This is a genomic window from Neobacillus sp. YIM B06451 (genome assembly GCF_032667185.1).
GTDB lineage: Bacteria > Bacillota > Bacilli > Bacillales > Cytobacillaceae > Bacillus_D.
In genome coordinates this window covers 24,336-49,907 of sequence record NZ_JAVFKJ010000011.1, presented here as the reverse complement: position 1 = coordinate 49,907, position 25,572 = coordinate 24,336, and the positions used below count along the sequence as shown (strand labels likewise).

Below are 25,572 nucleotides of genomic sequence, written 5' to 3'. Positions count from 1 at the left end.
CACATCCCTATGTTGCAATTTTTTTCGCCAGCATTCTTGGCCTCGCATAGAAATAACCTTGGGCAAGGTCGACGTTGTTGCGGGAAAGGACGGAAGCCTCTTCCTCATTTTCAATGCCTTCCGCGACAACAAGCGAGCCTGCCTCTTTGGCAACAAGCAAAAGCCCCTTCAGCATCGATTCCTTCACTGAATTTTTGTCGATGTTTTCAATGACGGAGCGGTCGATTTTGATGATGTCGGGCATCACTTCGTTAATCGTGTTCAGGCTAGCATAGCCTGAGCCCGTATCGTCAACCGCAATCCGGAATCCCATCAGGCGGAGGACTTTAATGTTGTAGATGAAATCCCGCATCTCTTCCATTGAATCCCGTTCCGTGATTTCGAATGTAATTCGCTTCGGGGAAATATTCTTGTATTTTTGCATCAGCCTTTTCACATCACGGATAAACCGTTCATTTCCAAGCGTCAGCGGCGTGAAATTAATAAAGATATCCTGCGTGCATTCAATCTGCCCAATTTCTTCAAGGGCTTTCTCTAGCACAACGAGTTCCAATTCATATAGCTTCCCCGTCTGCCTGGCGACCGAGAAAAGCGTTAATGGGTTTTCAAGCATCGTGCCTGCCGGGCCCCGAGTCAGCATTTCCAATGCGCGAGCTTCCTTTGTCGCCACATCGAAAATCGGCTGGGCGAGCAGGAAAATTTCCTTTTGGGAAATGATTTTGCCCATAATGAAGAGCATTTCATTAAATTCGGATTCAACTCGCTTTTCAGCCATTGCCACTGCTTGCTGATGGGCTTTCAAGATGGCTTCCTGGACTGAATAATGCTTCTTTTCAACAAACATATAGCCTGTCTCAAGAACCATTTGCGCTGTTGGGAACTCATTATGAAGCTCCCTTCGTCCCGTGCCCGCCACTTTCCTCATGATTGAATCAATCACGGACAGCCCGTTCCGGTCATGCCCGACACGGACGAAAAGCGACAACCCATCTCCATAAAAATCATGAAGTGAAATGATGTCTTCTTCTTCCACTTCGGTTTCAACGGCCTCGCGAAAAACTTCCCTGAACCGTCCCATGAATTTTGGAAATTCGGCTGGGCCAAGGAAATCGGCGAGTTCCTTTAAATTTTTCAGGTTAAATACTATAACGGCAGCCTCGTAGCCTTCCCGGAAAGCATTTTTTACTCCCTGGGCAACCGGGTTCCTGAGGACGAATTGCGGAGGGAAAAACTTTATGGATGACAGGGGAAGAACAATCTTGCCCCATTGCATGAATTGAGTTGCCTTTGTCACATACTGACGGACCATTCGTTTCATTCCTCTCCGTTGTGCCTGTAACCGTATTGTAACACAATTTGGCAGTTTTCGTCGTTTTTATATCCAATTTTCCAAAAAAGGTGTCGACATGCATTTCTTAGGGGAATTTTGGTATGATGGGATATGGAAATATTTTTTGCTCAGTCAATGGACACTGTTGATTTTTAACTACGTTGATTGGAGCGGAAGGCACCGACTCCTGCGGGATGCAGCGGCAAGGTGGAGACCCCACAGGCGCAAGCGCCGAGGAGGCTCCACTGACGCCCCGCGGAAAGCGTGTGCCTCGTGACAGGCAAAAACCGCCTGTCCCTGCGATGCTTATTCTCAGAAGCTTTCCTTTGTGGAGCGGAAATCAACAGCTAAGTTTAACAGAGCAATTTTTTTAAAAGGAGCGGAAAAATGGCAGAGCGTTTTTTCTTATATGATGATACGGAAGCTTCGAAAACACGGTTCGTGAGCTTCGTTGGTGAAAACAATAGGTTCGATTTAGCCCTCATCCAGACTGGCCGGCATTACGGCAAAACCCTTGTCCTCGATATGCAGGGGAGCAGATTTGCGATTATCGGCCAGGATGACCTGAAGGAGGAAGGGTATCTTGAGTACGCCTTCCAGCTTTCGGCGGAGGATGCGGAGGAGCTTCGTTCGTTTTTGGCAGAGATTGTGTAACGTGGTGTGTGCGGCTCCTTGATTTGGCCGCTAATTGATGGCATTGGCAAGGGGCAGCCGGGTTATGGCTGCCCCTTTTTTCCAAAAAAAGATCATTTCTTGATTTTCTTAACGACGAAATAGGCGCAACCGAAGTTGCAGAATTCGTAAAGGTATTCGGTCAGGGTGCTGATTTTCGTGTCGAAGGTGGCTTTCTGGTTCTGGTCGTCGAAGAAGCCGCGGAGGCGGAGTTGGCCGTACCCCCAGTCGCCGACTATATAATCATACCTTGCTAGGATTTCGCTGTATCTGTCCTTGAAGGCATCTTCATTGAAACCGTTCCTGTAATCTTCTATGACCTCGTAAGCGGTGTTGTTGACAATGATCATTCCTATCACCTCATTTGCAGGCAAATCTCTTTCTCCATTATAACCGATTCCCAACTAATTACTAACAGAAAATAACTTACGCATGGCAATACTTGTGGTAGGAGGTGTTGCGAATGAGGAAGGAGCTTTTGGCTGCGGGTCTGTGCGGGCTGCTGCTTACGGGGTGCCAGGATAATCCGAAGGGGGACAATTATGGCGGCGTGAGCCATTTGCATCCGGATAACCGCCGGTCAGAGGTCTATGGGGACCAGGCAAATAAGAAGCGGCCAGACGTGTCACAGAGGTTTGGTTATTATCGGCACCAGAAGAGCCCTATTATGGGAGACCGGTCAAATGCGAAAGAGATGGCCGTCCTTGATAGGGAACAAATCGCGAAGGACATCAGCCGGGTAAGTACAACACTGCCGAATGTGAATGATGCAGCAGTTCTTGTCACGGATGAAGAGGTGCTTATCGCTTACGATACGGATACAACTAACCGGGAACTGACGGCGGACCAGGTGAAGAGAACGGCAATGTCACGGGTCCCGCGATTTTTCCATGTGTATGTTTCGGATAATAAAAACCTGATGCGTGATGTGGAAACCCTTACAAGCTTGACAACGCAGGACGAGGATGCGAATGAGGCCATCGCGGCGGTGATTAAGGAGATGAAAAAATCGCCACAGGGTGCAAGGATTAATGCTTCGGAAAATGAAAATGGCGAGACTTCTGATGATTTGAAGCGCGGGATGAATGGCGGTATGAAACGGTGATTGGGCTTGATGGGCTGCTGGTGGATTGCAGAGAATCTGTGAATTCTGGCGGACATATACCAACGGGGTTCAATGGAATTGATAAAGGCATCCGCCGGGACGGATGCCTTGTTTGGTTTGTTCTATAGGTTTGTGGACTAAGCGGGAGTTACGCCTCAATGGCTTCGTTGCCAGCCGCTTCCGCCATCGCGGCCCGTGCTTTGGCAGCAGCGTTTACTTGCTCGTCGGCATGGTATGAAGATCGGACAAGCGGGCCTGCCTCGCAATGGCTGAATCCTTTGGAAAGGGCGATTCCCTTCAGCTCATTGAACTCGTCTGGCGTGTAATATTTTTCGACTTTAAGGTGCTTTTTCGTTGGCTGCAAGTATTGGCCGATTGTCATAATGTCGACGTTGTTGGCGCGAAGGTCGTCCATCACCTCTAGGATTTCTTCCCATGTTTCGCCTAAACCAATCATGAGGCTTGATTTTGTCGGGATGTCAGGCTGCATTTCGTTTGCCCTGCGCAAAAATTCGAGAGAACGGTCGTATGTAGCTCGTGCACGGACTCTCGGTGTGAGCCTCCTGACTGTTTCGATGTTGTGATTTAAAATATCCGGGCGGGCATCCATTAGCGTACGGAGGTTTTCTTCAACGCCGCCCATATCGGATGGGAGCACCTCGATGGTTGTGAACGGATTTTTGCGGCGGATTGCGCGGACTGTTTCCGCGAAAACGGCGGCTCCTCCGTCACGAAGGTCATCGCGGGCGACAGCTGTGATAACGGCATGCTTCAAATTCATCTGGAATACAGAGTCGGCTACGCGCTCCGGTTCCTGCAGGTCAAGCTCGGTTGGCAGGCCTGTTTTGACGGCGCAAAAACGGCAGGCGCGGGTACAGGTGTCCCCAAGAATCATGAACGTAGCTGTCCGCCTGACCGCCCAGCACTCATGGATATTCGGGCAGCGCGCTTCCTCGCACACTGTATGGAGGTTTTTGCTGCGCATCATTTTCTTAAGCCCTGTGTAGTTTTCATTTGTGTTCAGTTTTATTTTCAGCCAATCAGGCTTTCTCAGAGGCTTGTTTCCTGTTGTCATGTCATCCACTCCAATGATTATGTACAGAATGCTATTCTCTTTTGAACTGTAACATACTCAAGAAAGCCCTTCAAGATTAAGGCTTTTCATTGGCAATTATTGTACCTTATGAAGGGGAATTTAATGAGGCAAAATACAGAAAAAGCCGGGCTGAAAGGAGGGGACTATTTTTGAGGATATTGTTATCATCGCTGGCTCTTTCGCTGCTGCTGGCCATTGCGAGTATTGAAGGTGTTAGCGCGGCGGAGCTGGATTTGGATAAAATAAGGCTGCAGCTTTATAAAAAAACAGAAGCGGCCACCGGAATTCCATGGTATTATATCGCTGCAGTTGACCGATATGAGCGAAATGTCCGACTTTCCCGCAAGGATTTGCCGGATCCGGAGGGGGCGATTTCGATTTATTTTACCCCGGAAACTTGGGCTGGAGCGGCGAACCCGAACCACGAGGACAAACATCCAGTTTCGATCGCATTTTTCGGCGGGGCCGGAATTGACGGCAACGGGAACAAAAAAGCGAGCCGCTTTGAGGATGAGGACGTTCTTCAAGCATTTGCCAACCATGTTCTTAAGTACGGTTCCGATAACGAAAATTTCCGGATTGCACTCTGGGAGTATTACCACCGTGACAAAGCTGTCGGCATAATTATGGGCTTTGCGAAAGTGTTCAACCAGTTTGGCCGGATTGACCTTGAAGGAAACGTATTCCCCGTCGCCTCCAGAAGCAGCCATGATTATAAAAACACATGGGGTGATGCGCGTGGCTGGGGTGGCCGCCGTATGCATGAAGGAACGGACATCTTTGCCGGCTATGGCGTTCCGGTTCGGGCGACAAGCTATGGAATTGTTGAGATGAAGGGCTGGAACCGGTTTGGCGGCTGGCGGATCGGAATTAGGGATTTGAATAATAATTATCATTATTACGCGCATATGAGCGGGTTTGCCAAAGATATTAAGGTTGGAGACGTTGTGGAACCTGGCAAGTTGATTGGCGGAGTTGGTAGCTCAGGATACGGGCCGCCTGGAACATCGGGAAAATTCCCTCCACACCTGCACTACGGGATGTACAAGGACAATGGATATACGGAATGGGCATTTAATCCTTACCCGCATCTACGTAAGTGGGCACGCCTGGACAAGAAGGCCAAACGAAGGTAACGGGCGGCTTTCTTGTTTTTTCTTTTGGTGCTGGTTTTTGGGGTTGGGTTGTCTCTTTTGGTCTGTAGTGACATCCTTTTTGGAGTTTTCACGATTGAAGTCACTCATTTGGATTTGGGTGGCTTCATTTTTCGATTTTGGCTGTCCGGACAATGTCACTCATTCGGGTTTGAGTATCTTCCAAGTTTATAGTAATATTAATATGGGTTATAATCGTGTCCTCCGTGAATGGTTTTCTTGGTCGAAAAACATTTTATCGCGGTTCACGATTTATGACCCTTTTCTTTTACACAATTATACGGACTTAATCGGGTTTTAGCCCTTGGTTGTCACGAATCGAGTACATGCGTGACAACTAAACTGGATTTTTGCTCTTCGTTGTCACGAATCCACATTCAAAAAAAGCCATTCCGGGCAGTCCGGAATGGCTTCACTTATTTTAGTTTGCTTTTTTTGATTTAATAGCGGCGTTCGCGATGCTTGCGACGAGTCCTCCCCAAATGATGACCATACCGACGATCATCATCGCGATTGCATCTCCATCCATAGTATTAAACCTCCCTTTCATCAGGCATATTCAGGCTGTTCTTGCCCCAGCGCAGGGACATGAATACGAATCCTACTACAACGGCTGCGATGGCAACGCCCCAGCCAGCGTAAAGAAGGAAGGATGTTGGATAGCCTTCGTAATTTTCTTTTATATTTGTAATAAAGTTTTGCACCGCCATATAACCAAGGACGAGTGGGGTGATGATGGAAAGGGAAATCTTCCACCAGTTCCCGATTCTTATATCCGAAATGGCGTTTGCGTGATCCTGCAGGTTTGTAAGCTTCTTGGCAACCCAGGCAACAAGGACGACCTCGACAAGGCCGGCAATTACGATACCAAAGTGGTTGATGAAGTTGTCGACCGCATCAAGCAGGTACAGGCCGCCACGTGTTGCATAAAGGAAGGAAACCAAAGCGGAAAGTCCCCCGCCAATCATGACTGATTTTGTCCTTGAGACGTTGAATTTGTCCTGGACTCCGGCGACGAACGTTTCAACGATTGAAATAAGTGATGTTAATCCCGCCAGGAACAGGCAGGCGAAGAACAGAAATCCGAAAAACTGGTTGAACGCCGGGAACTCGTTAATGATTTGCGGGAAAACGACAAAGGCCAGGCCGATTCCCGATTTAACGACTTCGTTAATTGGTACGCCCTGCTGCTGAGCCATGAAGCCAAGCGCCGCGAATACGCCGATACCAGCAAGCAATTCAAATCCGGAGTTTGCAAAGCCAGTAATGAATGCATTGTTCGTCAGGTCGGTCTTCTTCGGAAGATAGCTTGAGTACGTAACCATAATGGCAAAACCTATCGACAAGCTAAAGAAAATTTGTCCGTATGCGGCCACCCATACCTTAGGGTTCGCAATATCCTCCCAATTCGGTTTGAAGAAAGCATTTAGTCCTTCCACAGCACCATCAAGGGAAACAGCACGGACAACAATGATTAGAAATAGGATGACCAGAGTTGGAAGCATGAATTTGTTTGCTGCTTCAATCCCCTTTTTAACACCTTTAAACATGATTCCAAGCGTAATTCCCCAAACGAGGAGCAATGGAATGAAAACGCCAGGGACAAGGCCGATGAATTCCCCTGGGTTTGGTGCCACCTTCAGGTAGTCGCCAAAAAGGAATGCGCCCGGGTCTTTTCCCCAAGAGAGGTTCATAGAGAACCATGCGTAGGAGAGCGCCCATGCGATGATAATCGGATAATAAGTGGAAATGACAAACGAAATTGCCACCTGCCACCAGCCAAGCCATTCAAATTTTTTATTCAGCCGCGCGAATGTCAGCGGTGAGGAACCCCTATATTTCTGGCCAAGCGTAAATTCAAGAATGAGCAACGGAATCCCTGCTGTCAAAAGTGCGAACAAGTACGGGAGAAAGAACGCCCCTCCTCCATTTTCATACGCTACGGCCGGGAATCTCCAGATGTTCCCTAATCCTACTGCGGAACCGATGGCAGCAAGGACGAATCCTGCGCGTGTTCCCCATTGCGGTCTATTTTCCATAAACAAATACCTCCAAGATTCTTAGATGAATAAACCCAAAATTGCTATTTTTCTGACTTTTAAAATCATAACGTTAGTATATGGATTCCAGGGTGGCTTGTCAACTAAAAAAATATTATTTTAGAATATTTTGGTTTATAGTTCACATACAGAATAAATTTTACCGAAATATTATTATAATGAGGAAAGCTTTTAGTTTAAAAGTAAAAATAAGGATTTTTTCTAGGGAAAAATTCATGAATCTTTTTGTTTATAAAAATTGGCTTTAAATAATGATATTGTTAAAAATTCCAACTGATACCGAAAAATGTTTATTGGAAAGTGTTTTTTCACTCTAGATAATAGAAATGCTGCTCTTTTTCAGAAGGTTTTTGGCGAAATCCGGGTGACCGGGAACGGATTGCCCCGCAGCCGAACCGGAGTTCATGGGCCAATTTTTCCAAAAAAAAAAAGCATTCAACCGTGGGCGGGTGGATGCCTTGTGTATTCAAATCATTCGTAATAGGGCGTCCCGGCCTGTCATGCCGGCGTGGATGCCGCGCGTTGCCGCCTCGTGAGTGACGGATTCAAGCGGGGCGTCGAGGAGTTCGTCAATTGTCCTTACGCCTACCGCCCGTCCAGCAATGATTTTTCTATCCTTCAGTTTCCGGTTTAACAGGCCAATGTCTAGCGCGCCGCACATAATGTAGCCGGAGCCGCCTGTGATAACGAGGAGGGTCGTCCTTGGGAGTTTCACTGTGATTCCGAGGAACGTGTTCCCGCCTACTTCTAATGGTGTTACGTCAATCATGTGTCCACTCCTTTCCCCCTGTCCCTATTACTGTATGCACGGGCGAAGGGGGAGTGAACTTGTCCCGCCATCGTAAACTATCTTTCGGCGTTGGATACTGCAAATTCGAAAGCGCCAATTGCATGGGCAAAAGGCGCTTGTTTCTTACATCCGGTTTAGTTTCCACTCGAGGACGTCACGCAGGAATTCCGGCATGTAGTAGTATTTGTTTTCGGATCGGACGATTTGCGGGAAGAAGCGGCCAAATGTGAACATGTCAGGAATGGCGACGATATACTTCCCCTCTGGGTCAATCGGCTTTCCGTTAATGAGGAAGTCCTTTTCCTTCTCGAGGATTTGAATCCGGTCGTAAACAAATTTCCCCATAACCGTCCCGCGGAACCCCAATCCCTTTACCTCGATGTGAGGCAGGCTTTCGTCCAAAGTCATGCGGAGGATTTCCTTCAGCTCGTCCCCTTCGAGCGTCACTGTGCAAGGGTTGATCGGGTGCGGGCAAACGGACAGCAGGTCGAACTTTGACACAGCTCCTTCAAGCGGGCCAAGGACCAGGCCGGCGTTTAAAAAGGCGCAGTCGGCATCGCACCATTCCCTTAACGCTTCGCATAAAAGCTGGGGCAAATCCGAGTCGATGAAAAAATCGGCGGTCAGCAGCTCCACCTCGGCAACTTTTTTTTCAAGGAGGCTCCTGCCCATTTCAAATAACGCTTCGGTTTCATCGAGTTCCCACCTCTCGCGGGGAACGCTTTCAATTGGGTAAAGCAGGGCTGATTTGCTGCTGACTCTGTCGTTTTCAATCTCCAATGTGACGTGGCCGGCAAAATGTCCGTATTTGCCAGCGGCAGCGAGCAGGACGCCGTTCACAAGCTTCCCTTCATGAAGGACGTGATGGGTATGCCCGCCGAGGATTACATCGATTTCGGGAAATTCTTCGGCAATCCGTTCATCTTCATAGATGCCTAGGTGCGAAAGAAGGATGATGACATCGGCCTGCTCCTTCAAGTCGGGAAGCTGGCGCCTGAGTTCCTCGATCGGATCGGTCAAACGCCAGCCCAGCAGCTTGTAAAAAAGCGCGAAGTAGGCAGTCAGGCCAAGGACGCCAACTTTCGTGCCTGCCGCTGTTGTATAGATGTTAAAAGGCTTGGCCCATTCAGGGCGAAGTCCATTTTTGTTGTAAAAATTTGCGACAAGGACGTCAAAGCTTTTTTTCCGAAAAAGGGTGTCAAGCCCTTCATACGGAAGGGTTATCCCCTCGTTGTTGCCTATTGTGACAGCGGTATAGCCCGCTTCTTCCAAAAGCCCCGCATTTCCTGTCCCCATCGTCCCCTCGGTGTATGGATGCCAGCGGTCGACGTGGTCTCCAATGTCAAAAACGAAGACCTCTTCCCCTGCTTTCCGGTGCTCTTTGGCACGGTCCCGGATAAGGCGGCTGATTTTCGGCCAATGCTCGAAATGGCTGTGTAAATCGTTTGTGTGATAAATATGTATCTTTTCCATTTGTGTCGCTTCCTTTGCTTTAGAAGAAGGTACAAAGATTCTTAATCTGCAGTGTTCGGTGTTTTGTTTATCTTTATAGGTCTTGCTGGATTTCGTCCGGTTCTTTTACCCAATGACACCTTCATAGACAAGGCGTAAACCGATAATGACTAGAATGAGGCGCAGTATCAGGACTATCGTTTTGCTCTGCAGCTTCCTGTTCAGGAAAACGCCGATTTGAGCGCCAATCCAGGCACCGGGGACAAGTGCGGCGGCATAAAGCCAATTAATGTTTCCGAGTGCGATATGGGCAGTCGAGCTGATGATCGAGGACAAAAAGATCATGAACATCGATGTCGCGACGGCCACATGCGGCGGGAAGAAAAAGAGAAGGATCATTGCCGGAACCATAAGCGATCCGCCGCCGACGCCGAATATTCCCGAGATGAAGCCAATCCCGAGGGAAATCACAATGCCAAGCAACGGATTGAATCCGTACTCGTGGATTTTCCCGCTATTGTCCGTATACGCCATCGCATAACCTGAATCCTTTTTGTACGGAAGCGGCTTAATCCGGTTCCGGAGGGCCATGACGGCGGATACAAATAGGATGAACATGCCAAAGTAAAGGTTAAAGGTATGCACATCAAGGTTTTTGACCATCCAGGCGCCAAAAATACCTCCCGGAGCGCTTCCGATTAGAAAAATAAGGGCGCTTTTATAGTCAACAGTTTTATGTTTAATATAGCCGACGGTCGAGGACGCGCCGGTAAAAATCATTGTAAAAAGCGATGTTCCTACGATTTGCTGCGGCGTGATATCCGGAAAGATGCCGAGCGTGCCGAGGTAGAGAAGCGCCGGAACAATGATAATTCCACCACCGAGGCCGATGAGTGACCCAAGCGCGCTTGCCGCTACCCCAAGCAATATAATGAATATCCATTCCATTTGTACGTCAATCCCCTACTGTTGCGCGCACCTGCCTACTGTTTGCGTGGTGTTTGCTGATTCTATATATGTTATTGTAATGGCTGGCATAGGCCATTTTTAAAAAAAGCCAGGGTTTTTAAAAAAGGTCCAGCTGCCGTGGTGCGAGGATGTCGTATTCAATGCCTAGGATTTCAATCATTTCCTTTGCGTTTCCTGCGGCGTCCCCGCCCGAATTGTTGTTGAACAGAACGTAAAGGTCTTTGCTCTGTTGCTGGAGCTGTTTCAAGTAGTTTGCCCATTCGGCCAGCTCCTCCTGGTTGTATTTATATAAATAGCGCACCTCGCGCCAGTTTTTCGCGTTTTTCTTTTGCCAGCCGTGCACGTTCCTGCCGTGGAACCGGACGAGTGTCTTGTCGGGGTTGGTAGCTTCCAGGACAATCGGGATTGATCCTGAGCCTGCCTGCGGCTCATCGCACACGGAGTGGATCCATTTTTCATTCCTGAGGAAGGTTAGCGTTTGCTCGCGGAACGCCGGTGAGTACCAGGATTGGTGCCTGAATTCAACTGCGCACGGAATGTCACCCATCTCTGCTTTACAGAAACGCAAATAGTCCACGTTCTCCTTTTTGCAATCAAACCATGGTGGGAATTGGAACAGGGCCATGGCAAGCTTGCCATGATCCAAATAGGGCATGAGCGATTCTTTGAACGCGGCGAACATGTCCGTTTCCGTTTCAAAAGGGTTGTCGCCTCGCTGGTGGCCGGTCATTCCCTGATAGGCTTTGACGATGAACTGGAAGTTGGCGGGCACCTGCTCAACCCATCTCGTTGAGTTCTTTATAGGCTGAATGGCATAAAACGCGGCATCGACCTCAACAACCGGAAAATGGCCCGCATATTCACTTAGCTTCTCGCGGGCAGGCATCCCCGGCCGATACAGGCTATCATGGTCCCCCCACCCTGTCACTCCAATATAAATCATACAATCCCTCCAGTACCCATCATAGCACAATAGACCTAAAAACCACCTTTTTCACGTCTTTTTCCCGGGGTGGAGGAAAGTAAACACTGATCTTTGTATGGGTTGGGGTTGGGGCGGGTAAAAGCGGGGTGGGGTTCTGACAAGCTTTGTCGGGGTTTGATATTTGTGAGACACCTTTTCGGCTTTTGGGAAAATCTTTGTCGTTCAAATAGATTTGTGCGACACCTTTTCGGCTTTTGGGAGAATCTTTGTCGTTCAAACGGATTTGTGCGACACCTTTTAGGCTTTTGGGAGAATCTTTGTCGTTCAAACTGATTTGTGCGACAGCTTTTCTTCTTTCTGACAAATCTTTGTCGCTCAAACGGATTTGTACGACAGCTTTTCTTCTTTCGGGGAAATCTTTGTCGCTCAAACGGATTTGTGCGACAGCTTTTCTTCTTTCTGACAAATCTTTGTCGCTGACGCCGATTTGAGGGACACCTTTTTGCTTTTTGGGCAAATCTTTGTCGCTCAAACAGATTTGTGCGACAGCTTTTCTTCTTTCGGACAAATCTTTATCGCTCAAGCCGATTTGTGGGACATCTTTTCTTCTTTCGGGCAATTCCTTGTCGCTCAAACGGATTTGTGCGACACCTTTTCAAGATTTTACATTTCTTTGTCTGAATCCACCTGTATTTGGACCACCCGCACAGCGTTTGTCTCGAATAGTTTCTTGCCCGGAGAATCCTTCGTCACAATCAAAAACCGCCTGCCCAAAGGACAGACGGTTTTAAAACAAAATTATTAACCAATGGAGCCTTCCATCTCGAACTTGATGAGGCGGTTCATTTCAACGGCGTATTCCATTGGAAGTTCTTTCGTGAATGGCTCGATGAAGCCCATAACGATCATTTCAGTTGCTTCTTGTTCGGAGACCCCGCGGCTCATCAGATAGAAGAGCTGCTCTTCGGAAACCTTGGAAACCTTCGCTTCGTGCTCGAGCGAAATGTTGTCGTTCAGGATTTCGTTGTACGGAATCGTATCCGAAGTTGATTTGTTGTCCATGATCAGCGTGTCGCACTCGATGTTGGAACGGGCACCGTCCGCTTTACGTCCGAAGTGGACGATACCGCGGTACGTTACCTTTCCGCCGTGCTTCGAAATCGACTTTGACACGATTGTTGAAGATGTGTTTGGCGCCAGGTGGAGCATTTTCGCGCCCGCGTCCTGGTGCTGGCCCTTCCCTGCCAATGCGATCGACAGCGTCAAACCGCGAGCACCCTCGCCGCGCAGGATGACTGCCGGATACTTCATTGTCAGCTTCGAGCCGATGTTACCGTCAATCCATTCCATCGTCGCGTTCTCGTCGCAAACCGCGCGCTTCGTTACAAGGTTGTAAACGTTGTTCGCCCAGTTTTGGATCGTTGTATAACGGCAGTAAGCATTTTTCTTGATAATGATTTCAACGACCGCACTATGCAGCGAATTCGTTGTGTAGACAGGCGCCGTACAGCCTTCAACATAGTGTACATGGGCCCCTTCATCCACAATAATCAGTGTCCGTTCGAACTGCCCCATGTTTTCGGAGTTGATGCGGAAGTACGCCTGAAGCGGAGTGTCGACCTTCACGCCTGGCGGTACATAGATAAACGAGCCGCCGGACCAAACCGCCGAGTTCAAGGCAGCGAACTTGTTGTCGGTCGGAGGGATAACCGTTGCCCAGTGCTTGCGGAAAATCTCTTCGTTTTCCTTAAGCGCGGAGTCTGTATCCTTAAAGACGATTCCAAGCTTTTCAAGGTCTTCCTGCATATTGTGGTAAACAACTTCCGATTCGTACTGAGCGGAAACCCCTGCCAAGTACTTCTGTTCAGCTTCCGGGATGCCGAGCTTATCGAAGGTCGCCTTGATTTCCTCAGGCACCTCATCCCAAGAGCGTTCAGTTTTTTCGGAAGGCTTTACATAATACGTGATTTCGTCGAAGTTCAACGAATTCAGGTCCCCGCCCCACTGAGGCATCGGCATCTTGTAGAAATGCTCAAGCGATTTCAGGCGGAAATCGAGCATCCACTGGGGTTCTTCCTTCATTTTCGAAATTTCCTCAACGATCTCGCGCGTCAGCCCGCGCTTCGACCGGAAGATGGAAACGTCCCTGTCGGCAAAGCCATATTTATAATCACCGATTTCTGGCGCTTTTTTAGCCATCACCGTTTTCCTCCATTCTTAGGTTTTTAAAGTCCTTTTTTTGAAAAGGTGCTTTGCGCCAACGCACAGTACCGGAGGCCCGGCATTGTTGCCCTGCACGCGCACCGCTTCCAAAGGGCTGTCAAACCTATTCTTTAGTAGCATCCGCGAGTCCCTTTTCCATCGCTTTCCATGCCAGTGTCGCGCATTTGATCCGCGCCGGGAACTTCGAAACGCCGGAGAGGGCTTCGATGTCGCCGAGGTCTAGATCGTCGTCGTAGTCTTTTCCCTGCATCATATCGGAAAAAATCTTCGACAGCTTGAGGGCGTCGTTGATTTTTTTCCCTTTGATTGCCTGCGTCATCATTGAAGCGGAAGACATCGAAATCGAGCAGCCTTCCCCTTCGAACTTCGCATTCGTTACAATTCCGTCTTCAACGTTCATCGTCAGCTGGATCCGGTCGCCACAAGTTGGGTTATTCATATTGACAGTCAGGCTGCCATCCTCGATTACCCCTTTGTTGCGTGGGTTTTTGTAGTGGTCCATGATCACCTGGCGGTAAAGCTGATCCAAGTTATTAGAAGACATCGCTGAAATACTCCTTTGTTTTGACAAGTCCGTCAACGAGCCTGTCAACATCTTCTTCCGTGTTATACAAATACATGCTTGCCCTAGCCGTGGCCGAAGCCTTCAACCACCTCATCAGCACCTGGGCGCAGTGGTGGCCTGCACGGACAGCAACGCCTTCCGCATCAAGGACAGTGGCGACATCATGCGGATGGACGTCACTGATATTGAAGGTCACGATGCCGGTGCGCTTGGCAGGATCCGTTGAGCCGTAAATCTTCATTCCTTCGATTCTGGACATTTTGTCTAGCGCGTAGGCACCGAGCCTGCGGTCATGTGCATCGATGTTGTCCATGCCGATTTCCTGTAAAAAGTCGATCGCCGCTCCAAGTCCGATAGCGCCCGCGATAATCGGGGTGCCGGCTTCGAACTTCCACGGAAGCTCTTTCCAGGTCGACTCGTAATCATGGACGAAATCAATCATTTCACCGCCAAATTCAATCGGCTCCATGTTTTCCAAAAGTTGCTTTTTTCCGTATAATACCCCAATTCCAGTCGGTCCGCACATTTTATGGCCGGAAAAAGCGAAGAAATCGCAATCCAAATCCTGGACATCCACCTTCATATGCGGTGCGCTCTGTGCGCCGTCGACAACCATGACCGCGCCATTTTCATGGGCGATTTTGGCGATTTCCTTGACCGGGTTCACTACGCCGAGGACGTTGGAAATATGGACGACGGAGACGATTTTCGTATTTTTCGTAATCGTCTTTCGCGCATCATCGAGGGAAATTGTGCCGTCTTCCTGAAGCAGCATGTATTTCAGTGTGGCGCCGGTCCGTTTTGCTACCTGCTGCCACGGGATGATGTTGCTGTGGTGTTCCATCGGGGTAATGACGATTTCATCGCCTTCCCGCAAATTCGCCGTGCCAAAGCTGTGGGCGACAAGATTTAGTGCTGTCGTCGTCCCGCGCGTGAATATGATTTCCTGGGTCGATTTGGCATTGATGAACTTTCGCGCTTTTTCCCGCGCTCCTTCAAAGGCGTCAGTCGCCTTTGTGCCGAGCGTATGAACCCCGCGGTGGACGTTGGAATTGTATTCGCGATAGTATTTGTCAAGCGCTTCAATGACCTGAACCGGCTTTTGGGAAGTCGCGCCGCTGTCAAGGTAGACGAGCGGCTTTCCGTTTACTTCCTGGTTCAAAATTGGAAACAGCTGGCGGATTTCGGCTGAATTCATCATCTTACTTTCCTCTCAATCACTTCGGTCAGCTGCTTTTTAACCCCTTCGATCGGCAGCTGGTTAACGACTGGAGCAAGGAAGCCGTGAATGACAAGGCGTTCTGCTTCGGACTTCGGAATTCCCCTGCTCATCAGGTAATACAGCTGGATTGGGTCGACACGGCCGACGGAAGCTGCGTGTCCCGCGGTAACATCGTCTTCATCGATTAAGAGAATTGGGTTCGCGTCTCCGCGTGCTTTTTCACTAAGCATCAGGACACGTGATTCCTGGACGGCATTCGATTTGGTCGCGCCATGTTCGATTTTGCCGATACCGTTGAAAATCGAGGTTGCGCTGTCTTTCATAACGCCATGCTTCAGGATAAAACCTTCTGTATTTTTACCAAAATGGACAATCTGTGTTGTGAAGTTCTGGACTTGTTCCCCGCGCCCGACAACAACCGTTTTCAGGTCGCCGTGGGAACCGTCACCGACAAGGTTCGTCACGTTGTCGGAAATCGTGTTGCCATCGTTCATCAGGCCAAGCGCCCAATCGATTCTTGCATCCCTGCCAGTAACGCCGCGGCGGTTCACATATGTCGTAATTCCTTTGGCCAGAGTGTCAACCGCCCCGTATTGAAGGCTGGCATTCGTGCCAAGGATCGCTTCGCTGACGATATTGAACACGCCTTGTCCATCGACAGTCGAAATGTAGTTCTCAACATATGTCGCCGAGCTGTTGTCGTCAACAACGACAATGACATGGTTGAACAGGTTCGTTTCGGCATTATCTTGGAGATAAACGGCCTGAATTGGCTCCCTTACTTCAAGATTCTTCGGAATGTACAGGAACGCGCCCCCGTTCATCAATGCCGCATGCAGCGCTGTAAGGCGGTGTTCGTCAGCCTGGACAGCCTGGTTCATGAAGTAACGGCGCAGCAGGTCGCCATGCTCCTTCGCTGCCGTGAAAATATCGGTAAACACAACGCCCTGATCCTTCAGATCCTGTGAAAGGGAAAGATAGGCCGGCGTGTTGTTCCTCTGGATATATAGGTTCTTTTGGCCTTCGATGTCGACAAGCGCCTTTACATCATCGGAAAGGTCATTCAGGGATGTGAAAGGTTGGCTTTCGACAGTGTGGCGTTCGAACTGTGTAAAGTTCCACTTGTCAATCTTTGTTTTATCGGGCCTTGGCATTGGCAGAGAATCGAGGCTGGCAAAAGCCTTCAGACGCAATTCCTCAAGCCATGCCGGTTCGGCCTTATCTTTTGAAAAAGAGCTGATGAACTCTTTGTCAAAAGGCAAAATGGTTTCAGTAGTCATCTCTAGTCCCCCTAATGCTTATGCTTCTTGGCCGACAGTTTCATCTTCAATGCCAAGCTCTTGCTTGATCCACTCGTATCCTTCCGCCTCAAGGCGCTTCGCAAGTTCCGGTCCGCCCGATTTTACAATACGGCCCTGCATCATAACATGCACATGGTCCGGGGTAATGTAGTTTAGAAGGCGCTGGTAGTGTGTAATAATTAAACATCCGAACTCTTCGCCGCGCATTTGATTGATTCCTTTGGAAACGACCTTCAGCGCGTCAATATCCAGACCGGAGTCGATCTCGTCAAGAATGGCAATTTTCGGCTCAAGCATCATGAGCTGAAGGATTTCGTTCCGCTTCTTTTCACCGCCGGAGAAACCTTCATTCAGGTAGCGCTGGGCCATGTCCTGGTCCATTTCAAGGAAGTCCATTTGGGAGTCCATCTGGCGGATGAATTTCATTAATGAAATTTCATTGCCTTCGCCCCTGCGGCTGTTGATGGCTGAACGTAAAAAGTCGGCATTGGTTACGCCGCTGATTTCGCTTGGATATTGCATCGCAAGGAAAAGCCCCGCACGCGCGCGCTCGTCAACTTCCATTTCAAGGACATCATCGCCGTCAAGCGAAATGGAGCCACTTGTTACTTCATATTTAGGATGTCCCATGATCGCGGAAGAGAGAGTCGATTTCCCTGTTCCGTTCGGGCCCATGATGGCGTGGATTTCCCCGCCTTTTACTTCAAGGTTTACACCCTTTAAAATTTCTTTCCCTTCGATCGAGACATGAAGATCTTTGATCGTTAAAGTTGATCCACCCATATCAATACCTCCGCTACTAATAAGGAAGTCTGCCCGGCTGAAATGCGGAAACTTCCATTCTCATTTTATTCTCATTCCAATCTTATAACAAATCAAATGTGTTAGCAACCCTCTAAACTGAATGTTATGGCGCTATACTGATTTTCACTGAACCAGGCAGGACTGAGAATCTCCCTTTCGATTTTTCAAGGCTATTCTCCCCTCGCCAGGACAGCTTCATGTATACACGCTTTAACAATAGCTTAAAAAAAGCCGAAAAGCCAATGATACGGTCCACTGGCTCCCCGGCTTTCTTCCTATTATATAGTATGTCCATCCTGCAAGAAGGACCGCCCTTTCCAGGCATGCCTTCCTTCAGGCTTATTTTTCCTAGAAAATTTTCCGTTCAATGTCCGCAATCAGCCGCTGGCTTTTCACATATTCCCTCTCGCGGCGCTGCTCGACCTCCATCCGCACGTCATGTTTTAGCTTGTACTCTTCAAAACCGATTCCATGAGATCCTTGCATCGCTTTCTCCATCTCGGATGTATACCTCATGTTAAGCTTTTCCACAAATAAAACGTCCTTTCGTTTACCCATTGCGTTTGGTTTTTGTAAAATGGCCATTGACTCTTTGCATTGAATTTCTCCGACTTTAAGTGTATACCCTTGGACATTTTATAAAAACAAGTTTCTGGACGGTAAAGGGAGGAACTTATGGAAAAAGATTCATATAGGGGTGGGAATACAGACAGTATCAATCTCAAAACGCCTTCAAAACTGTCTTCATATGCCTTTAAATAAAGTATTTCTTATTACTGCTTCAGCTGGTTGAGTTCGTCGATTGCTTCCTGGACGAGGGTGACGCCCTGGCTCATGGCCGCGCCGCCGCCGAATGCAGCTGTCACGCCGACTGTTTCAAGAATTTCGTCCTCGGACGCTCCTTGGTCGAGGCAGCCTTTCAGGTGATAAATAATACAATATTCATCCTGCGCGTGAAGGGATACGCCAAGCGCAATCAGGTGCTTGTCCTTTTGGGAGAGGGCTCCTTCCTTAAAGCATTCCTCTGTGAATGCGTTGTACAGGCGCGCTATTTCGGGCATTTTTTTCGTAAAGACGCCAAGGCCAGCCTTATATTCGTATAATGCTTCTTCAGTTGAATTTTGGGGCTCGTGAAAATGTTCCATTTCTTCCACTCCTAACGATTCATTGTCCTCGTTAGTATGGAGAATTGGCCGGGGAAGTATGCGTGTTGGCGGCGCCCTTCCTTCCAAAGAAAAGCAATAAAAAAGCGGTCCCCATTTAATGGGGGCCTCCAAATTAGAAGTATCACATTTTTCCTAAGGAAAGCCGATCCGCAATCCGATTATTCGGATACCGGAACGACTGAGCCTTTGTACTTTTCAAGAATGAAGTCCTGGATTTCCTTAGAGTGTAGGACTTCCAAGAGAGTTTTGATTTTGTCACTGTTTTCATCGCCTTTGTTGACAGCGATGATATTGACATACGGTGAATCGGATTCTTCAATGGCAATTGAATCTTCAATTGGGTTCAAGCCTGTGTCAATCGCATAGTTCGAGTTGATGAGCACTGCGTCGCCTTCACCCTGGTTGTAGATTTGCGGTAGAAGCTTTGCTTCGTATTTTGCATCGAATTTAAGGTTTTTAGGGTTTTCAACGATGTCTTCAACAGTCGCTTCAACTTTGTTAACGCCATCTTTCAGCTTGAGTAACCCTTTGCTTTCAAGCATGGAAAGGATTCGGCCGTGGTCAGGAACAGAGCTGCTCACAATGATGTGCGCGCCATCTGGCAGATCATCAAGACTCTTGTATTTCTTGGAATAAACGCCAATTGGCTCAATGTGGACTCCGCCAGCGTTGGCAAAGTCATAGCCATTTTCCTTGATTTGGGCCTCAAAGTATGGAATGTGCTGGAAGAAGTTAGCATCAAGTTCCTTTGCATCCAATGCTTTGTTAGGAAGAACATAGTCCGTGAACGTTTTGATTTCAAGGTCGATGCCTTTTTCTTTCAAAATCGGCTTCGCTTCTTCAAGAATCTCAGCATGCGGTACGTTTGTAGCGCCAACAACGAGTTTGTTGTCGTCTTCCTTTTTGTCGCTTCCAGCTTTGTTGTCATCGGAGCTGCCACAAGCAGCCAGTACAAGGACAAGGGCGAATGTTAAAAGTGTTCCAAGCCATTTTTTCATGTTCTATTCTCCTTTGTTGTAAGTAAACTATCAGCCGTATGGACTGAGGGATTTTATCTTTTATCCAATTTACGGGTAATTGTGTCCCCAATTAATTGAATGATAAAAACAATAATTAGGATGATGATTGTGGCCATCACTGTTACGTCATTGCGGCTTCTCTGGAAGCCTTCAAGGTAAGCAAGGTTTCCAAGTCCGCCAGCGCCAATCGCGCCAGCCATTGCCGTGTAGCTGACAAGGGCAATCGCTGTAACAGTAATTCCGGATACAAGCGCCGGCATTGATTCGGGCAACAGCACCTTCCAAATAATCGTCCACGTTGATGCGCCCATTGATTTTGCCGCTTCGATGACGCCTTTATCAATTTCACGCAGCCCGATTTCAACCATCCTCGCGTAAAACGGCGCCGAACCGATAATGAGTGCTGGCAATGCGGCATTTTCCCCTATCATGGACCCGACTACGAACACCGTGAACGGGATAAGCAGGACGATAAGGATGATGAAAGGAATTGAACGGAAGACGTTCACAAAAGCTGCAATGATTTTATTAATGAAGGCATTCTCCCAAAGGTTGCCCTTCCCAGTAAGGAAGAGAAGCAATCCAAGGATGATGCCGAGGACAAATGTAACCGCAACGGATATGCTCGTCATGTAGAGCGTTTCCCGTGTTGCCGCCCACATATTTTCCCAGACGACATTCGGGAAATAGGTTTCAAGCATTTGCAATCACCTCCACGCCTACCTGCTGGGAGTTGATATATTCCAGTGCCTTTGCGAGTTCGCTTTCCGGTCCATCAAGATGAAGGAACAGGGTACCGTAGGATCCGCTTTGCGTCTGTGAAATCTTCCCCTGCAAAATATTCGCCGTTATATCAAACTTCCTGATCAAATTTGTGATAAGCGGCTGTTCGGTAGCCTCGCCGACAAATGTGAGCTGGATGACCTTTCCGGATGGAAGGCGCTCGAGCAGATGCTCGACCGCATCCTTTGTCTCCTCGGGTTCTGTTACCTGCTGGACGAATCGCTTCGTTATTGGCTGCCGCGGCTTTTTAAAGACATCCAATACAGGGCCGAGTTCAACGATCCTACCGCTCTCCATAACGGCGACGCGGTGGCAAATTTTCCTGATAACATGCATTTCGTGGGTAATCAGAACAATCGTCAAACCGAGCCGCTTGTTAATGTCGACCAACAGGTCAAGAATCGAATCCGTCGTCTGCGGATCGAGAGCAGATGTCGCTTCGTCACAAAGCAAGACCTTTGGGTTATTCGCAAGCGCCCTGGCAATACCGACACGCTGCTTTTGCCCGCCGCTCAATTGTGACGGATACGCGTTTTCTCTGCCTTCAAGGCCGACAAGCTTAATTAGCTCATCAACACGTTTTTTGCGTTCCGGCCCCGAAATTCCCGCAATTTCAAGCGGAAACGCGATATTTTCCCGGACTGTGCGTGACCAAAGTAGATTGAAATGCTGGAAAATCATTGAGATTTCCTGGCGTGCCTTCCTAAGCTCCCTTCCAGAAATTTTTGAAATTTCACGGCCTGCAATCGTTATGGATCCTTCGGTTGGGCTTTCAAGCCTGTTCAGCATCCGGATCAACGTACTTTTGCCGGCGCCGCTGTACCCAATAACACCGAAGATTTCCCCTTCGCGTATATCGAGATTGACATTATCAACCGCTGTCAGTGTCCCGTGTTTTGAAGGAAAGCTTTTTCTGACATTTTTTATCGAAATCATCGAATCACCTTCTTTACACCCATTTACCCATCATGCCGGGCAGCAATCATGTCTTAATCTATCTAATCCTATCGTTTGAATCTATTACAGGATTCATTCCGGAAAAGTAAAAAGCCTTTCTGCAACCGGGCAGAAAGGCAAATTAAACATTAATCCTTTCTCCCATCTCCCAAAGCGAACGCTTTGTGTGAATTGGCACCATTTCACAGAAATCATCCTGTGACGGTTGCCGGGCTTCATCGGGCACATCCCTCCACCTCTCTTGATAAGAGCAGCTAAACTATTCAATTAATAACGATTGCTATCGTATCATGGTGAAATTAAGGTGTCAATAAAGAAGTTTTTGAAAAAGAGCCGGAAATATCAGCCAGAATCACACAATGCAGAATCATTTACAATCCCTTAAAAATAAAAACCCGCTCCATAAGAGAAGAGGGCTATCTCCTCTTATCTTTACAGGGGGTCTCCCTGCTGGAATTGGCACCGTGCATTCACCGGTTGCCGGGCATCATCGGGCCATTCCCTCCGCCTCTCTTGATAAGAATTATGAAATTATTAGAATCTTGCCAAAGATTTAAAGAAAGTTTATCTTAAGACATTCTTTCCGTCAATAGGGAATTTTTTCAAACTCAAGTTCCTTTGCCAAAAGAAAAATGGATTCAAGCTTTAGCACAGTGCGAAAGGACGCATCGATATGTATTGCCCGATGATTGAGCAGATCGCGCATTCTTGCCGTCCCGCAAAGCAGTTCGCCGATAGCTTCAGGGCTTCCCGTGATGTTTGCAAGCAAGGGTTTGCTTAGTTTCTCGCCGTTTGAAACCCTCGCCTTACCGTCCCCAAACTCCACAAAAGAGCCTCCAATTTGTATATAAACCGTCTGGCTGCTGCCAAATAAAGAATGGATATGCGGCTTTTTATTAAAATTTGCACAGAACCGATGAATCTGCTCAATCATTGTGAATCCCCCCTGCTTACTTAATTCATTTCCGGAATCAGGATTCCTCCATTATTCGTTCGACAAAATCTTCATAAGCAGGCTTCTTTTGTGTTTTTCAAAAAAATCCGCCAAAGCTAAAAGGGAATGCAAAATTTCCGGGGAAATATGTCACATTCCGGCAGCTTTTGGAACCTTGGATGCCTGGCTTTTTAAAACCTTCCGCCCGAAAACAAGATAGAAGTAAACAGAACTAATTAAGTAAAGGCTTGCGGTTATTGTGAACACATATGCATAGCCCCAATAGTCGCCGTATTTGACTACGATTCCCGTTGAAACCGGCCCCATGAACGCCCAACCTAAATTGAAAACAGTCTGATTGATCGAATTGGCCAATCCTTTCATCGAATCATCAACTCGTGACATGATGAGCGAGCTTTGAATCGGGTTCCCGGCATTCATGAGCGCCTGCCTGAACAGGAAACCAATCGCAGCTAGCCACAAGTTTTCCGTGTAAGCGGTCAAAAGCAGGAATGGAAGCGACAGCAACTGTAGGATAACGACAGCCCTGACCTCCCCGACGCGCTTGACGACCTTGGGTCCGATAATCATCGCAAAAGCGGTGGCCGCCTGGCCAAGAGAAATGATGAATCCGGTCGTCGATGTAGAAGCAGAAAACCGTCCCGCAAAATAGAGATTCAGGTATGGAATAACGAGCCCAGCCCCAAATCCAATCAGCATTTGCGCGATTGCAAAAAGGGCAATGATTTTGAAGCCGCTCCAGTTAAACGCGGCTTTTTTCCTTCCGGCTTCATCTATTTGTGGTTTTTCCATACGATTGGCGGGAGTCCTGAACTTAAAGGCAGGGATTGCTCCTCCCAAATAAATAGCCGCCCCGATTAACAATGTAATCCGCAAGCTTTCAAGGCTGGTGAAAAAAAGGCCGAAAAAATCGGTCAAAATTCCGCCCAGCATGTTTCCAATTACACTCGCCGCCGTCATTAATGCGAAGTGGAGCGAAAACAGGTTGACCCGCTGTGATGGGTCAGAGTTTTCAGCCAGCCACGGAATTCCCGAAACTTGCAGGAATGCGCCCGAAAGGCCCGCGGCAAATGCCAAATACACTAGCATCGTTTCATCAGCTGCCAATGCTCTCATGATGAGCAAGGTTCCAGATACGAGAATGCCCGTGAAAATAACCCTTTTCCGGCCGAATTTGTCGCCAATGATTCCGGCGGGTACAAGGACAATCGCCGTCGCTAGCGATGCCATTGAAATAATCTGACCGTTGACGGATTCCGAATAACCCAATTCACGGACATAAAAATTATAAATAACAATGAAAATGCCAATTCCAATCTGGGTAATGATATTGGCAGCCATACTCAGTTTAATATTGTAATTATAGGCGTTAAACTGTTTGGCCCATCCTTTGTAAAATGCCATCTTGATCCGCCCTTTGCAGATGTCCGGGAATAACCCGAACCATAATTCCCTTAGTTGGAAAGCGTATTTATTTCGCCTCCCTAAGTATCATAATCGGTGAGGAACATTTTGTAAACTAGGGAAGTTGCTGGTACATACCTATTTTTTTGAAATTTATCCGAATTTGAGGGGGTTTGGCGAAAGCAGATGCCATAAGAGGGCTGATAGGTTGAATATAGAGGGCTCTTGATTAAAAGATTGCTTGCTCATTCGCTAGGTTAAGTGGGAATATGGCTGAGATCCATTCTTGGAAAGTGCCGTTGTGGATGGCGGAAGGTGGCTTGTCTTAAGGGTTATGAAATTTTCGGACTCATCTTGGTCCTAAAACCGGCTTTGTGTCCCGATTCCCTGGTTTTTGAGACTCATCTTGGTCCTAAAACCACTTTTCCGTCCCGGATTCCCTGGGTTTCGGGACTCATCTCACTTACTGTGGCCTACAAATATTAAAAAACGGATGCACCCTGGCATCCGCTTATCGTAAAACAGTTTGTATTTTTTCCAGCAGGTACGGTACAGATCGAAACGCATAAATGGAATCGATGGTTTGCCCTTCCTTAATAAACACAAGGCAAGGGACACTTTCTATCGCAAAAGTCTCCGCGAATTCGGGAGCATAATTGAGATTGATTTTGCCAATTTCGATATGGCGATTCATTGCAGCGACAACTTCAAGCATTTTCGAAGCTACCTGGCAGGTTCCGCACAGAGGCGTATAAAAGTAAAGCAGCCCTGTTTTCGCGCCTTGAAGAAAGGCGTAAGCTTCTTCGCTTGTCCATTCCTTCATTGCGCGTTCCGGCCCATCTCCAAAAATTCGGCATGAACATCAATATTGGCGGCCAAAAGCACCATCGCTAGGTGATGGTATGGCGCTGTTGCGACCTCTTTGTACATCTTGTCAATATAGAGATGCTCCGCCTCCGGATACTCCCTGCGGAATTGCCTCCTCAGCTTTTCACCCGCTTCATCAGCATCCGCGAGTATAAACACCTGTCTGTCCCCGAACGAATCAATCAATTCATCAAGCCTGGAAAGTGAAATGGTTCCGTTCGTGCAAATAACTTCCACACGGTCCTTAATCATACCGAGAACCTTCTTCTTATCCGATCTGCCTTCAACAATAATAATTTTATCCGCGTATTCTTCGCTCATTGACATCACCTGCAGGAAAGTTGTTGGTAATAGCTTATTCAATCGCGCGCTTTGTGTGTAGCCTCCCGCCCTGCCTCAACTATACCACTGCCATACAAGAACATACAGGACTTTGCTCCCCTGGTGGTGCCTGGCCTTCTTAGCACCAGCCTCCATCTTGGCAGTCGGTGTATTTGGCGTCGGGGTTTTCGGAAAAGGTGATGTGCTGAAAAATTCGCTGTTGGTCTATGTCAAAACGCCTGTCGAGTTCGAAGTCGACCTCGCCTTCTAGCTTGATGCGGCCGATTGGCTCGTTTTCCAGGTATAGTTTTATTTCCCCGTTTTTCAGTTTTCCAACCACCCTGTCGGTAATGTCGAGTTTCTGTACATTTAATGTCATGGTAGACCACCCTTTTTGTTTTTCCATTAGCATGCCCGATGCGTTTGGAATGC

Annotated in this window: 28 protein-coding genes and 2 riboswitches; of the genes, 3 read left to right on the top strand and 25 right to left on the bottom strand. The window is 48.0% G+C overall.

Annotated elements, in window-relative coordinates; genetic code table 11:
* Positions 1 to 7: 7 nt before the first annotated feature.
* Positions 8 to 1,309: an EAL domain-containing protein gene (locus RB160_RS16605; protein ID WP_316571547.1), complete on the bottom strand. Its 1,302-nt coding sequence runs from the start codon at positions 1,307 to 1,309 to the stop codon at positions 8 to 10.
* A gap of 408 nt (positions 1,310 to 1,717) precedes the next feature.
* On the opposite strand from RB160_RS16605, the gene RB160_RS16600 reads away from it, so the two are divergent.
* Positions 1,718 to 1,984 carry a DUF3055 domain-containing protein gene (locus tag RB160_RS16600; protein ID WP_316571546.1) on the top strand — a complete coding sequence of 89 codons (267 nt, stop codon included), beginning with the start codon at positions 1,718 to 1,720 and terminating at the stop codon, positions 1,982 to 1,984.
* 92 nt (positions 1,985 to 2,076) lie between these two features.
* On the opposite strand, the gene RB160_RS16595 is transcribed toward RB160_RS16600, so the two are convergent.
* On the bottom strand, positions 2,077 to 2,352 hold the full coding sequence (locus tag RB160_RS16595) for a YutD family protein (RefSeq protein ID WP_115452050.1): 276 nt from the start codon (positions 2,350 to 2,352) through the stop codon (positions 2,077 to 2,079).
* A gap of 113 nt (positions 2,353 to 2,465) precedes the next feature.
* Here RB160_RS16595 and RB160_RS16590 point away from each other — a divergent pair, with 113 nt between their 5' ends.
* Positions 2,466 to 3,107, top strand: a complete 642-nt coding sequence (locus tag RB160_RS16590; RefSeq protein ID WP_316571545.1) for a YhcN/YlaJ family sporulation lipoprotein — start codon at positions 2,466 to 2,468, stop codon at positions 3,105 to 3,107.
* A gap of 148 nt (positions 3,108 to 3,255) precedes the next feature.
* Here RB160_RS16590 and lipA read toward each other — a convergent pair whose 3' ends face one another.
* Positions 3,256 to 4,182: a lipoyl synthase gene (gene lipA / locus RB160_RS16585; protein ID WP_316571544.1), complete on the bottom strand. Its 927-nt coding sequence runs from the start codon at positions 4,180 to 4,182 to the stop codon at positions 3,256 to 3,258.
* A 170-nt stretch (positions 4,183 to 4,352) separates the two neighbouring features.
* Between lipA and RB160_RS16580 the strand changes: the two genes are divergently transcribed.
* The gene (locus RB160_RS16580) at positions 4,353 to 5,339 is read left to right on the top strand and encodes a M23 family metallopeptidase (RefSeq protein ID WP_396954735.1); all 987 of its coding nucleotides are present in this window, start codon (positions 4,353 to 4,355) and stop codon (positions 5,337 to 5,339) included.
* Positions 5,340 to 5,778: 439 nt separating this feature from the next.
* Here RB160_RS16580 and RB160_RS16575 read toward each other — a convergent pair whose 3' ends face one another.
* From RB160_RS16575 to RB160_RS16470, 22 genes are all read right to left on the bottom strand, one after another.
* Entirely contained in the window at positions 5,779 to 5,886 is a 108-nt protein-coding gene (locus RB160_RS16575; protein ID WP_316571543.1) for a methionine/alanine import family NSS transporter small subunit, read from the bottom strand.
* 4 nt (positions 5,887 to 5,890) lie between these two features.
* Complete coding sequence (locus RB160_RS16570; protein WP_316571542.1) at positions 5,891 to 7,396, bottom strand: sodium-dependent transporter; 1,506 nt, start codon at positions 7,394 to 7,396, stop codon at positions 5,891 to 5,893.
* 487 nt (positions 7,397 to 7,883) lie between these two features.
* Entirely contained in the window at positions 7,884 to 8,186 is a 303-nt protein-coding gene (locus RB160_RS16565; RefSeq protein WP_316571541.1) for a YunC family protein, read from the bottom strand.
* A 144-nt stretch (positions 8,187 to 8,330) separates the two neighbouring features.
* Positions 8,331 to 9,680 carry a bifunctional metallophosphatase/5'-nucleotidase gene (locus tag RB160_RS16560; RefSeq protein ID WP_316571540.1) on the bottom strand — a complete coding sequence of 450 codons (1,350 nt, stop codon included), beginning with the start codon at positions 9,678 to 9,680 and terminating at the stop codon, positions 8,331 to 8,333.
* Positions 9,681 to 9,785: 105 nt separating this feature from the next.
* Complete coding sequence (locus tag RB160_RS16555; RefSeq protein WP_316571539.1) at positions 9,786 to 10,607, bottom strand: sulfite exporter TauE/SafE family protein; 822 nt, start codon at positions 10,605 to 10,607, stop codon at positions 9,786 to 9,788.
* A 118-nt stretch (positions 10,608 to 10,725) separates the two neighbouring features.
* Positions 10,726 to 11,571 (bottom strand): DUF72 domain-containing protein, encoded by an 846-nt coding sequence (locus RB160_RS16550; RefSeq protein WP_316571538.1) that lies wholly within the window; start codon positions 11,569 to 11,571, stop codon positions 10,726 to 10,728.
* A 19-nt stretch (positions 11,572 to 11,590) separates the two neighbouring features.
* On the bottom strand, positions 11,591 to 12,085 hold the full coding sequence (locus RB160_RS16545) for a hypothetical protein (RefSeq protein ID WP_316571537.1): 495 nt from the start codon (positions 12,083 to 12,085) through the stop codon (positions 11,591 to 11,593).
* Between the two features lie 269 nt (positions 12,086 to 12,354).
* Positions 12,355 to 13,752: a Fe-S cluster assembly protein SufB gene (gene sufB / locus RB160_RS16540; protein ID WP_316571536.1), complete on the bottom strand. Its 1,398-nt coding sequence runs from the start codon at positions 13,750 to 13,752 to the stop codon at positions 12,355 to 12,357.
* A 127-nt stretch (positions 13,753 to 13,879) separates the two neighbouring features.
* Positions 13,880 to 14,320: a Fe-S cluster assembly sulfur transfer protein SufU gene (sufU, locus tag RB160_RS16535; RefSeq protein WP_316571535.1), complete on the bottom strand. Its 441-nt coding sequence runs from the start codon at positions 14,318 to 14,320 to the stop codon at positions 13,880 to 13,882.
* The gene (locus tag RB160_RS16530; protein WP_316571658.1) at positions 14,310 to 15,539 is read right to left on the bottom strand and encodes a cysteine desulfurase; all 1,230 of its coding nucleotides are present in this window, start codon (positions 15,537 to 15,539) and stop codon (positions 14,310 to 14,312) included. The genes sufU and RB160_RS16530 overlap by 11 nt, the downstream gene beginning before the upstream one ends.
* Positions 15,539 to 16,843, bottom strand: coding sequence for a Fe-S cluster assembly protein SufD (gene sufD, locus RB160_RS16525; RefSeq protein ID WP_316571534.1), 1,305 nt, complete (start codon positions 16,841 to 16,843; stop codon positions 15,539 to 15,541). Before sufD ends, RB160_RS16530 begins: the two co-directional genes overlap by 1 nt.
* An 18-nt stretch (positions 16,844 to 16,861) precedes the next feature.
* Positions 16,862 to 17,647, bottom strand: coding sequence for a Fe-S cluster assembly ATPase SufC (sufC, locus tag RB160_RS16520; RefSeq protein ID WP_316571533.1), 786 nt, complete (start codon positions 17,645 to 17,647; stop codon positions 16,862 to 16,864).
* A 369-nt stretch (positions 17,648 to 18,016) separates the two neighbouring features.
* A complete protein-coding gene (locus tag RB160_RS16515; RefSeq protein ID WP_316571532.1) occupies positions 18,017 to 18,199 on the bottom strand; it encodes a YuzK family famiily protein in 183 nt (60 codons plus the stop codon).
* Between the two features lie 242 nt (positions 18,200 to 18,441).
* The gene (locus RB160_RS16510) at positions 18,442 to 18,813 is read right to left on the bottom strand and encodes a carboxymuconolactone decarboxylase family protein (protein WP_316571531.1); all 372 of its coding nucleotides are present in this window, start codon (positions 18,811 to 18,813) and stop codon (positions 18,442 to 18,444) included.
* 179 nt (positions 18,814 to 18,992) lie between these two features.
* Positions 18,993 to 19,832: a MetQ/NlpA family ABC transporter substrate-binding protein gene (locus RB160_RS16505; RefSeq protein WP_316571530.1), complete on the bottom strand. Its 840-nt coding sequence runs from the start codon at positions 19,830 to 19,832 to the stop codon at positions 18,993 to 18,995.
* A 53-nt stretch (positions 19,833 to 19,885) separates the two neighbouring features.
* Positions 19,886 to 20,554, bottom strand: a complete 669-nt coding sequence (locus RB160_RS16500; RefSeq protein WP_316571529.1) for a methionine ABC transporter permease — start codon at positions 20,552 to 20,554, stop codon at positions 19,886 to 19,888.
* A complete protein-coding gene (locus RB160_RS16495; RefSeq protein WP_316571528.1) occupies positions 20,547 to 21,572 on the bottom strand; it encodes a methionine ABC transporter ATP-binding protein in 1,026 nt (341 codons plus the stop codon). The genes RB160_RS16500 and RB160_RS16495 overlap by 8 nt, the downstream gene beginning before the upstream one ends.
* Positions 21,573 to 21,731: 159 nt before the next feature.
* Positions 21,732 to 21,844, bottom strand: a riboswitch (SAM riboswitch).
* Between the two features lie 172 nt (positions 21,845 to 22,016).
* Positions 22,017 to 22,116, bottom strand: a riboswitch (SAM riboswitch).
* Between the two features lie 63 nt (positions 22,117 to 22,179).
* Complete coding sequence (locus tag RB160_RS16490; protein WP_316571527.1) at positions 22,180 to 22,527, bottom strand: hypothetical protein; 348 nt, start codon at positions 22,525 to 22,527, stop codon at positions 22,180 to 22,182.
* Between the two features lie 150 nt (positions 22,528 to 22,677).
* On the bottom strand, positions 22,678 to 23,952 hold the full coding sequence (locus RB160_RS16485) for an MFS transporter (protein ID WP_316571526.1): 1,275 nt from the start codon (positions 23,950 to 23,952) through the stop codon (positions 22,678 to 22,680).
* Positions 23,953 to 24,463: 511 nt separating this feature from the next.
* Positions 24,464 to 24,775 (bottom strand): thioredoxin family protein, encoded by a 312-nt coding sequence (locus tag RB160_RS16480; RefSeq protein WP_316571525.1) that lies wholly within the window; start codon positions 24,773 to 24,775, stop codon positions 24,464 to 24,466.
* Positions 24,772 to 25,140: a toprim domain-containing protein gene (locus RB160_RS16475; RefSeq protein ID WP_316571524.1), complete on the bottom strand. Its 369-nt coding sequence runs from the start codon at positions 25,138 to 25,140 to the stop codon at positions 24,772 to 24,774. The genes RB160_RS16480 and RB160_RS16475 overlap by 4 nt, the downstream gene beginning before the upstream one ends.
* Positions 25,141 to 25,279: 139 nt before the next feature.
* Positions 25,280 to 25,519, bottom strand: coding sequence for a YusG family protein (locus tag RB160_RS16470; protein ID WP_316571523.1), 240 nt, complete (start codon positions 25,517 to 25,519; stop codon positions 25,280 to 25,282).
* Positions 25,520 to 25,572 lie beyond the last annotated feature (53 nt).

Excerpts from the sequence above, each read along its gene's own strand:
- RB160_RS16605 (WP_316571547.1), bottom strand. The coding sequence starts at position 1,309 with ATGGTCCGTCAGTATGTGACAAAGGCAACTCAATTCATGCAATGGGGC.
- RB160_RS16600 (WP_316571546.1), top strand. The coding sequence starts at position 1,718 with ATGGCAGAGCGTTTTTTCTTATATGATGATACGGAAGCTTCGAAAACA.
- RB160_RS16595 (WP_115452050.1), bottom strand. The coding sequence starts at position 2,352 with ATGATCATTGTCAACAACACCGCTTACGAGGTCATAGAAGATTACAGG.
- RB160_RS16590 (WP_316571545.1), top strand. The coding sequence starts at position 2,466 with ATGAGGAAGGAGCTTTTGGCTGCGGGTCTGTGCGGGCTGCTGCTTACG.
- lipA (WP_316571544.1), bottom strand. The coding sequence starts at position 4,182 with ATGACAACAGGAAACAAGCCTCTGAGAAAGCCTGATTGGCTGAAAATA.
- RB160_RS16575 (WP_316571543.1), bottom strand. The coding sequence starts at position 5,886 with ATGGATGGAGATGCAATCGCGATGATGATCGTCGGTATGGTCATCATT.
- RB160_RS16570 (WP_316571542.1), bottom strand. The coding sequence starts at position 7,396 with ATGGAAAATAGACCGCAATGGGGAACACGCGCAGGATTCGTCCTTGCT.
- RB160_RS16565 (WP_316571541.1), bottom strand. The coding sequence starts at position 8,186 with ATGATTGACGTAACACCATTAGAAGTAGGCGGGAACACGTTCCTCGGA.
- RB160_RS16560 (WP_316571540.1), bottom strand. The coding sequence starts at position 9,680 with ATGGAAAAGATACATATTTATCACACAAACGATTTACACAGCCATTTC.
- RB160_RS16555 (WP_316571539.1), bottom strand. The coding sequence starts at position 10,607 with ATGGAATGGATATTCATTATATTGCTTGGGGTAGCGGCAAGCGCGCTT.
- RB160_RS16550 (WP_316571538.1), bottom strand. The coding sequence starts at position 11,571 with ATGATTTATATTGGAGTGACAGGGTGGGGGGACCATGATAGCCTGTAT.
- sufB (WP_316571536.1), bottom strand. The coding sequence starts at position 13,752 with ATGGCTAAAAAAGCGCCAGAAATCGGTGATTATAAATATGGCTTTGCC.
- sufU (WP_316571535.1), bottom strand. The coding sequence starts at position 14,320 with ATGTCTTCTAATAACTTGGATCAGCTTTACCGCCAGGTGATCATGGAC.
- RB160_RS16530 (WP_316571658.1), bottom strand. The coding sequence starts at position 15,539 with ATGAATTCAGCCGAAATCCGCCAGCTGTTTCCAATTTTGAACCAGGAA.
- sufD (WP_316571534.1), bottom strand. The coding sequence starts at position 16,843 with ATGACTACTGAAACCATTTTGCCTTTTGACAAAGAGTTCATCAGCTCT.
- sufC (WP_316571533.1), bottom strand. The coding sequence starts at position 17,647 with ATGGGTGGATCAACTTTAACGATCAAAGATCTTCATGTCTCGATCGAA.
- RB160_RS16510 (WP_316571531.1), bottom strand. The coding sequence starts at position 18,813 with ATGGAACATTTTCACGAGCCCCAAAATTCAACTGAAGAAGCATTATAC.
- RB160_RS16505 (WP_316571530.1), bottom strand. The coding sequence starts at position 19,832 with ATGAAAAAATGGCTTGGAACACTTTTAACATTCGCCCTTGTCCTTGTA.
- RB160_RS16500 (WP_316571529.1), bottom strand. The coding sequence starts at position 20,554 with ATGCTTGAAACCTATTTCCCGAATGTCGTCTGGGAAAATATGTGGGCG.
- RB160_RS16495 (WP_316571528.1), bottom strand. The coding sequence starts at position 21,572 with ATGATTTCGATAAAAAATGTCAGAAAAAGCTTTCCTTCAAAACACGGG.
- RB160_RS16490 (WP_316571527.1), bottom strand. The coding sequence starts at position 22,527 with ATGATTGAGCAGATTCATCGGTTCTGTGCAAATTTTAATAAAAAGCCG.
- RB160_RS16485 (WP_316571526.1), bottom strand. The coding sequence starts at position 23,952 with ATGGCATTTTACAAAGGATGGGCCAAACAGTTTAACGCCTATAATTAC.
- RB160_RS16480 (WP_316571525.1), bottom strand. The coding sequence starts at position 24,775 with ATGAAGGAATGGACAAGCGAAGAAGCTTACGCCTTTCTTCAAGGCGCG.
- RB160_RS16475 (WP_316571524.1), bottom strand. The coding sequence starts at position 25,140 with ATGAGCGAAGAATACGCGGATAAAATTATTATTGTTGAAGGCAGATCG.
- RB160_RS16470 (WP_316571523.1), bottom strand. The coding sequence starts at position 25,519 with ATGACATTAAATGTACAGAAACTCGACATTACCGACAGGGTGGTTGGA.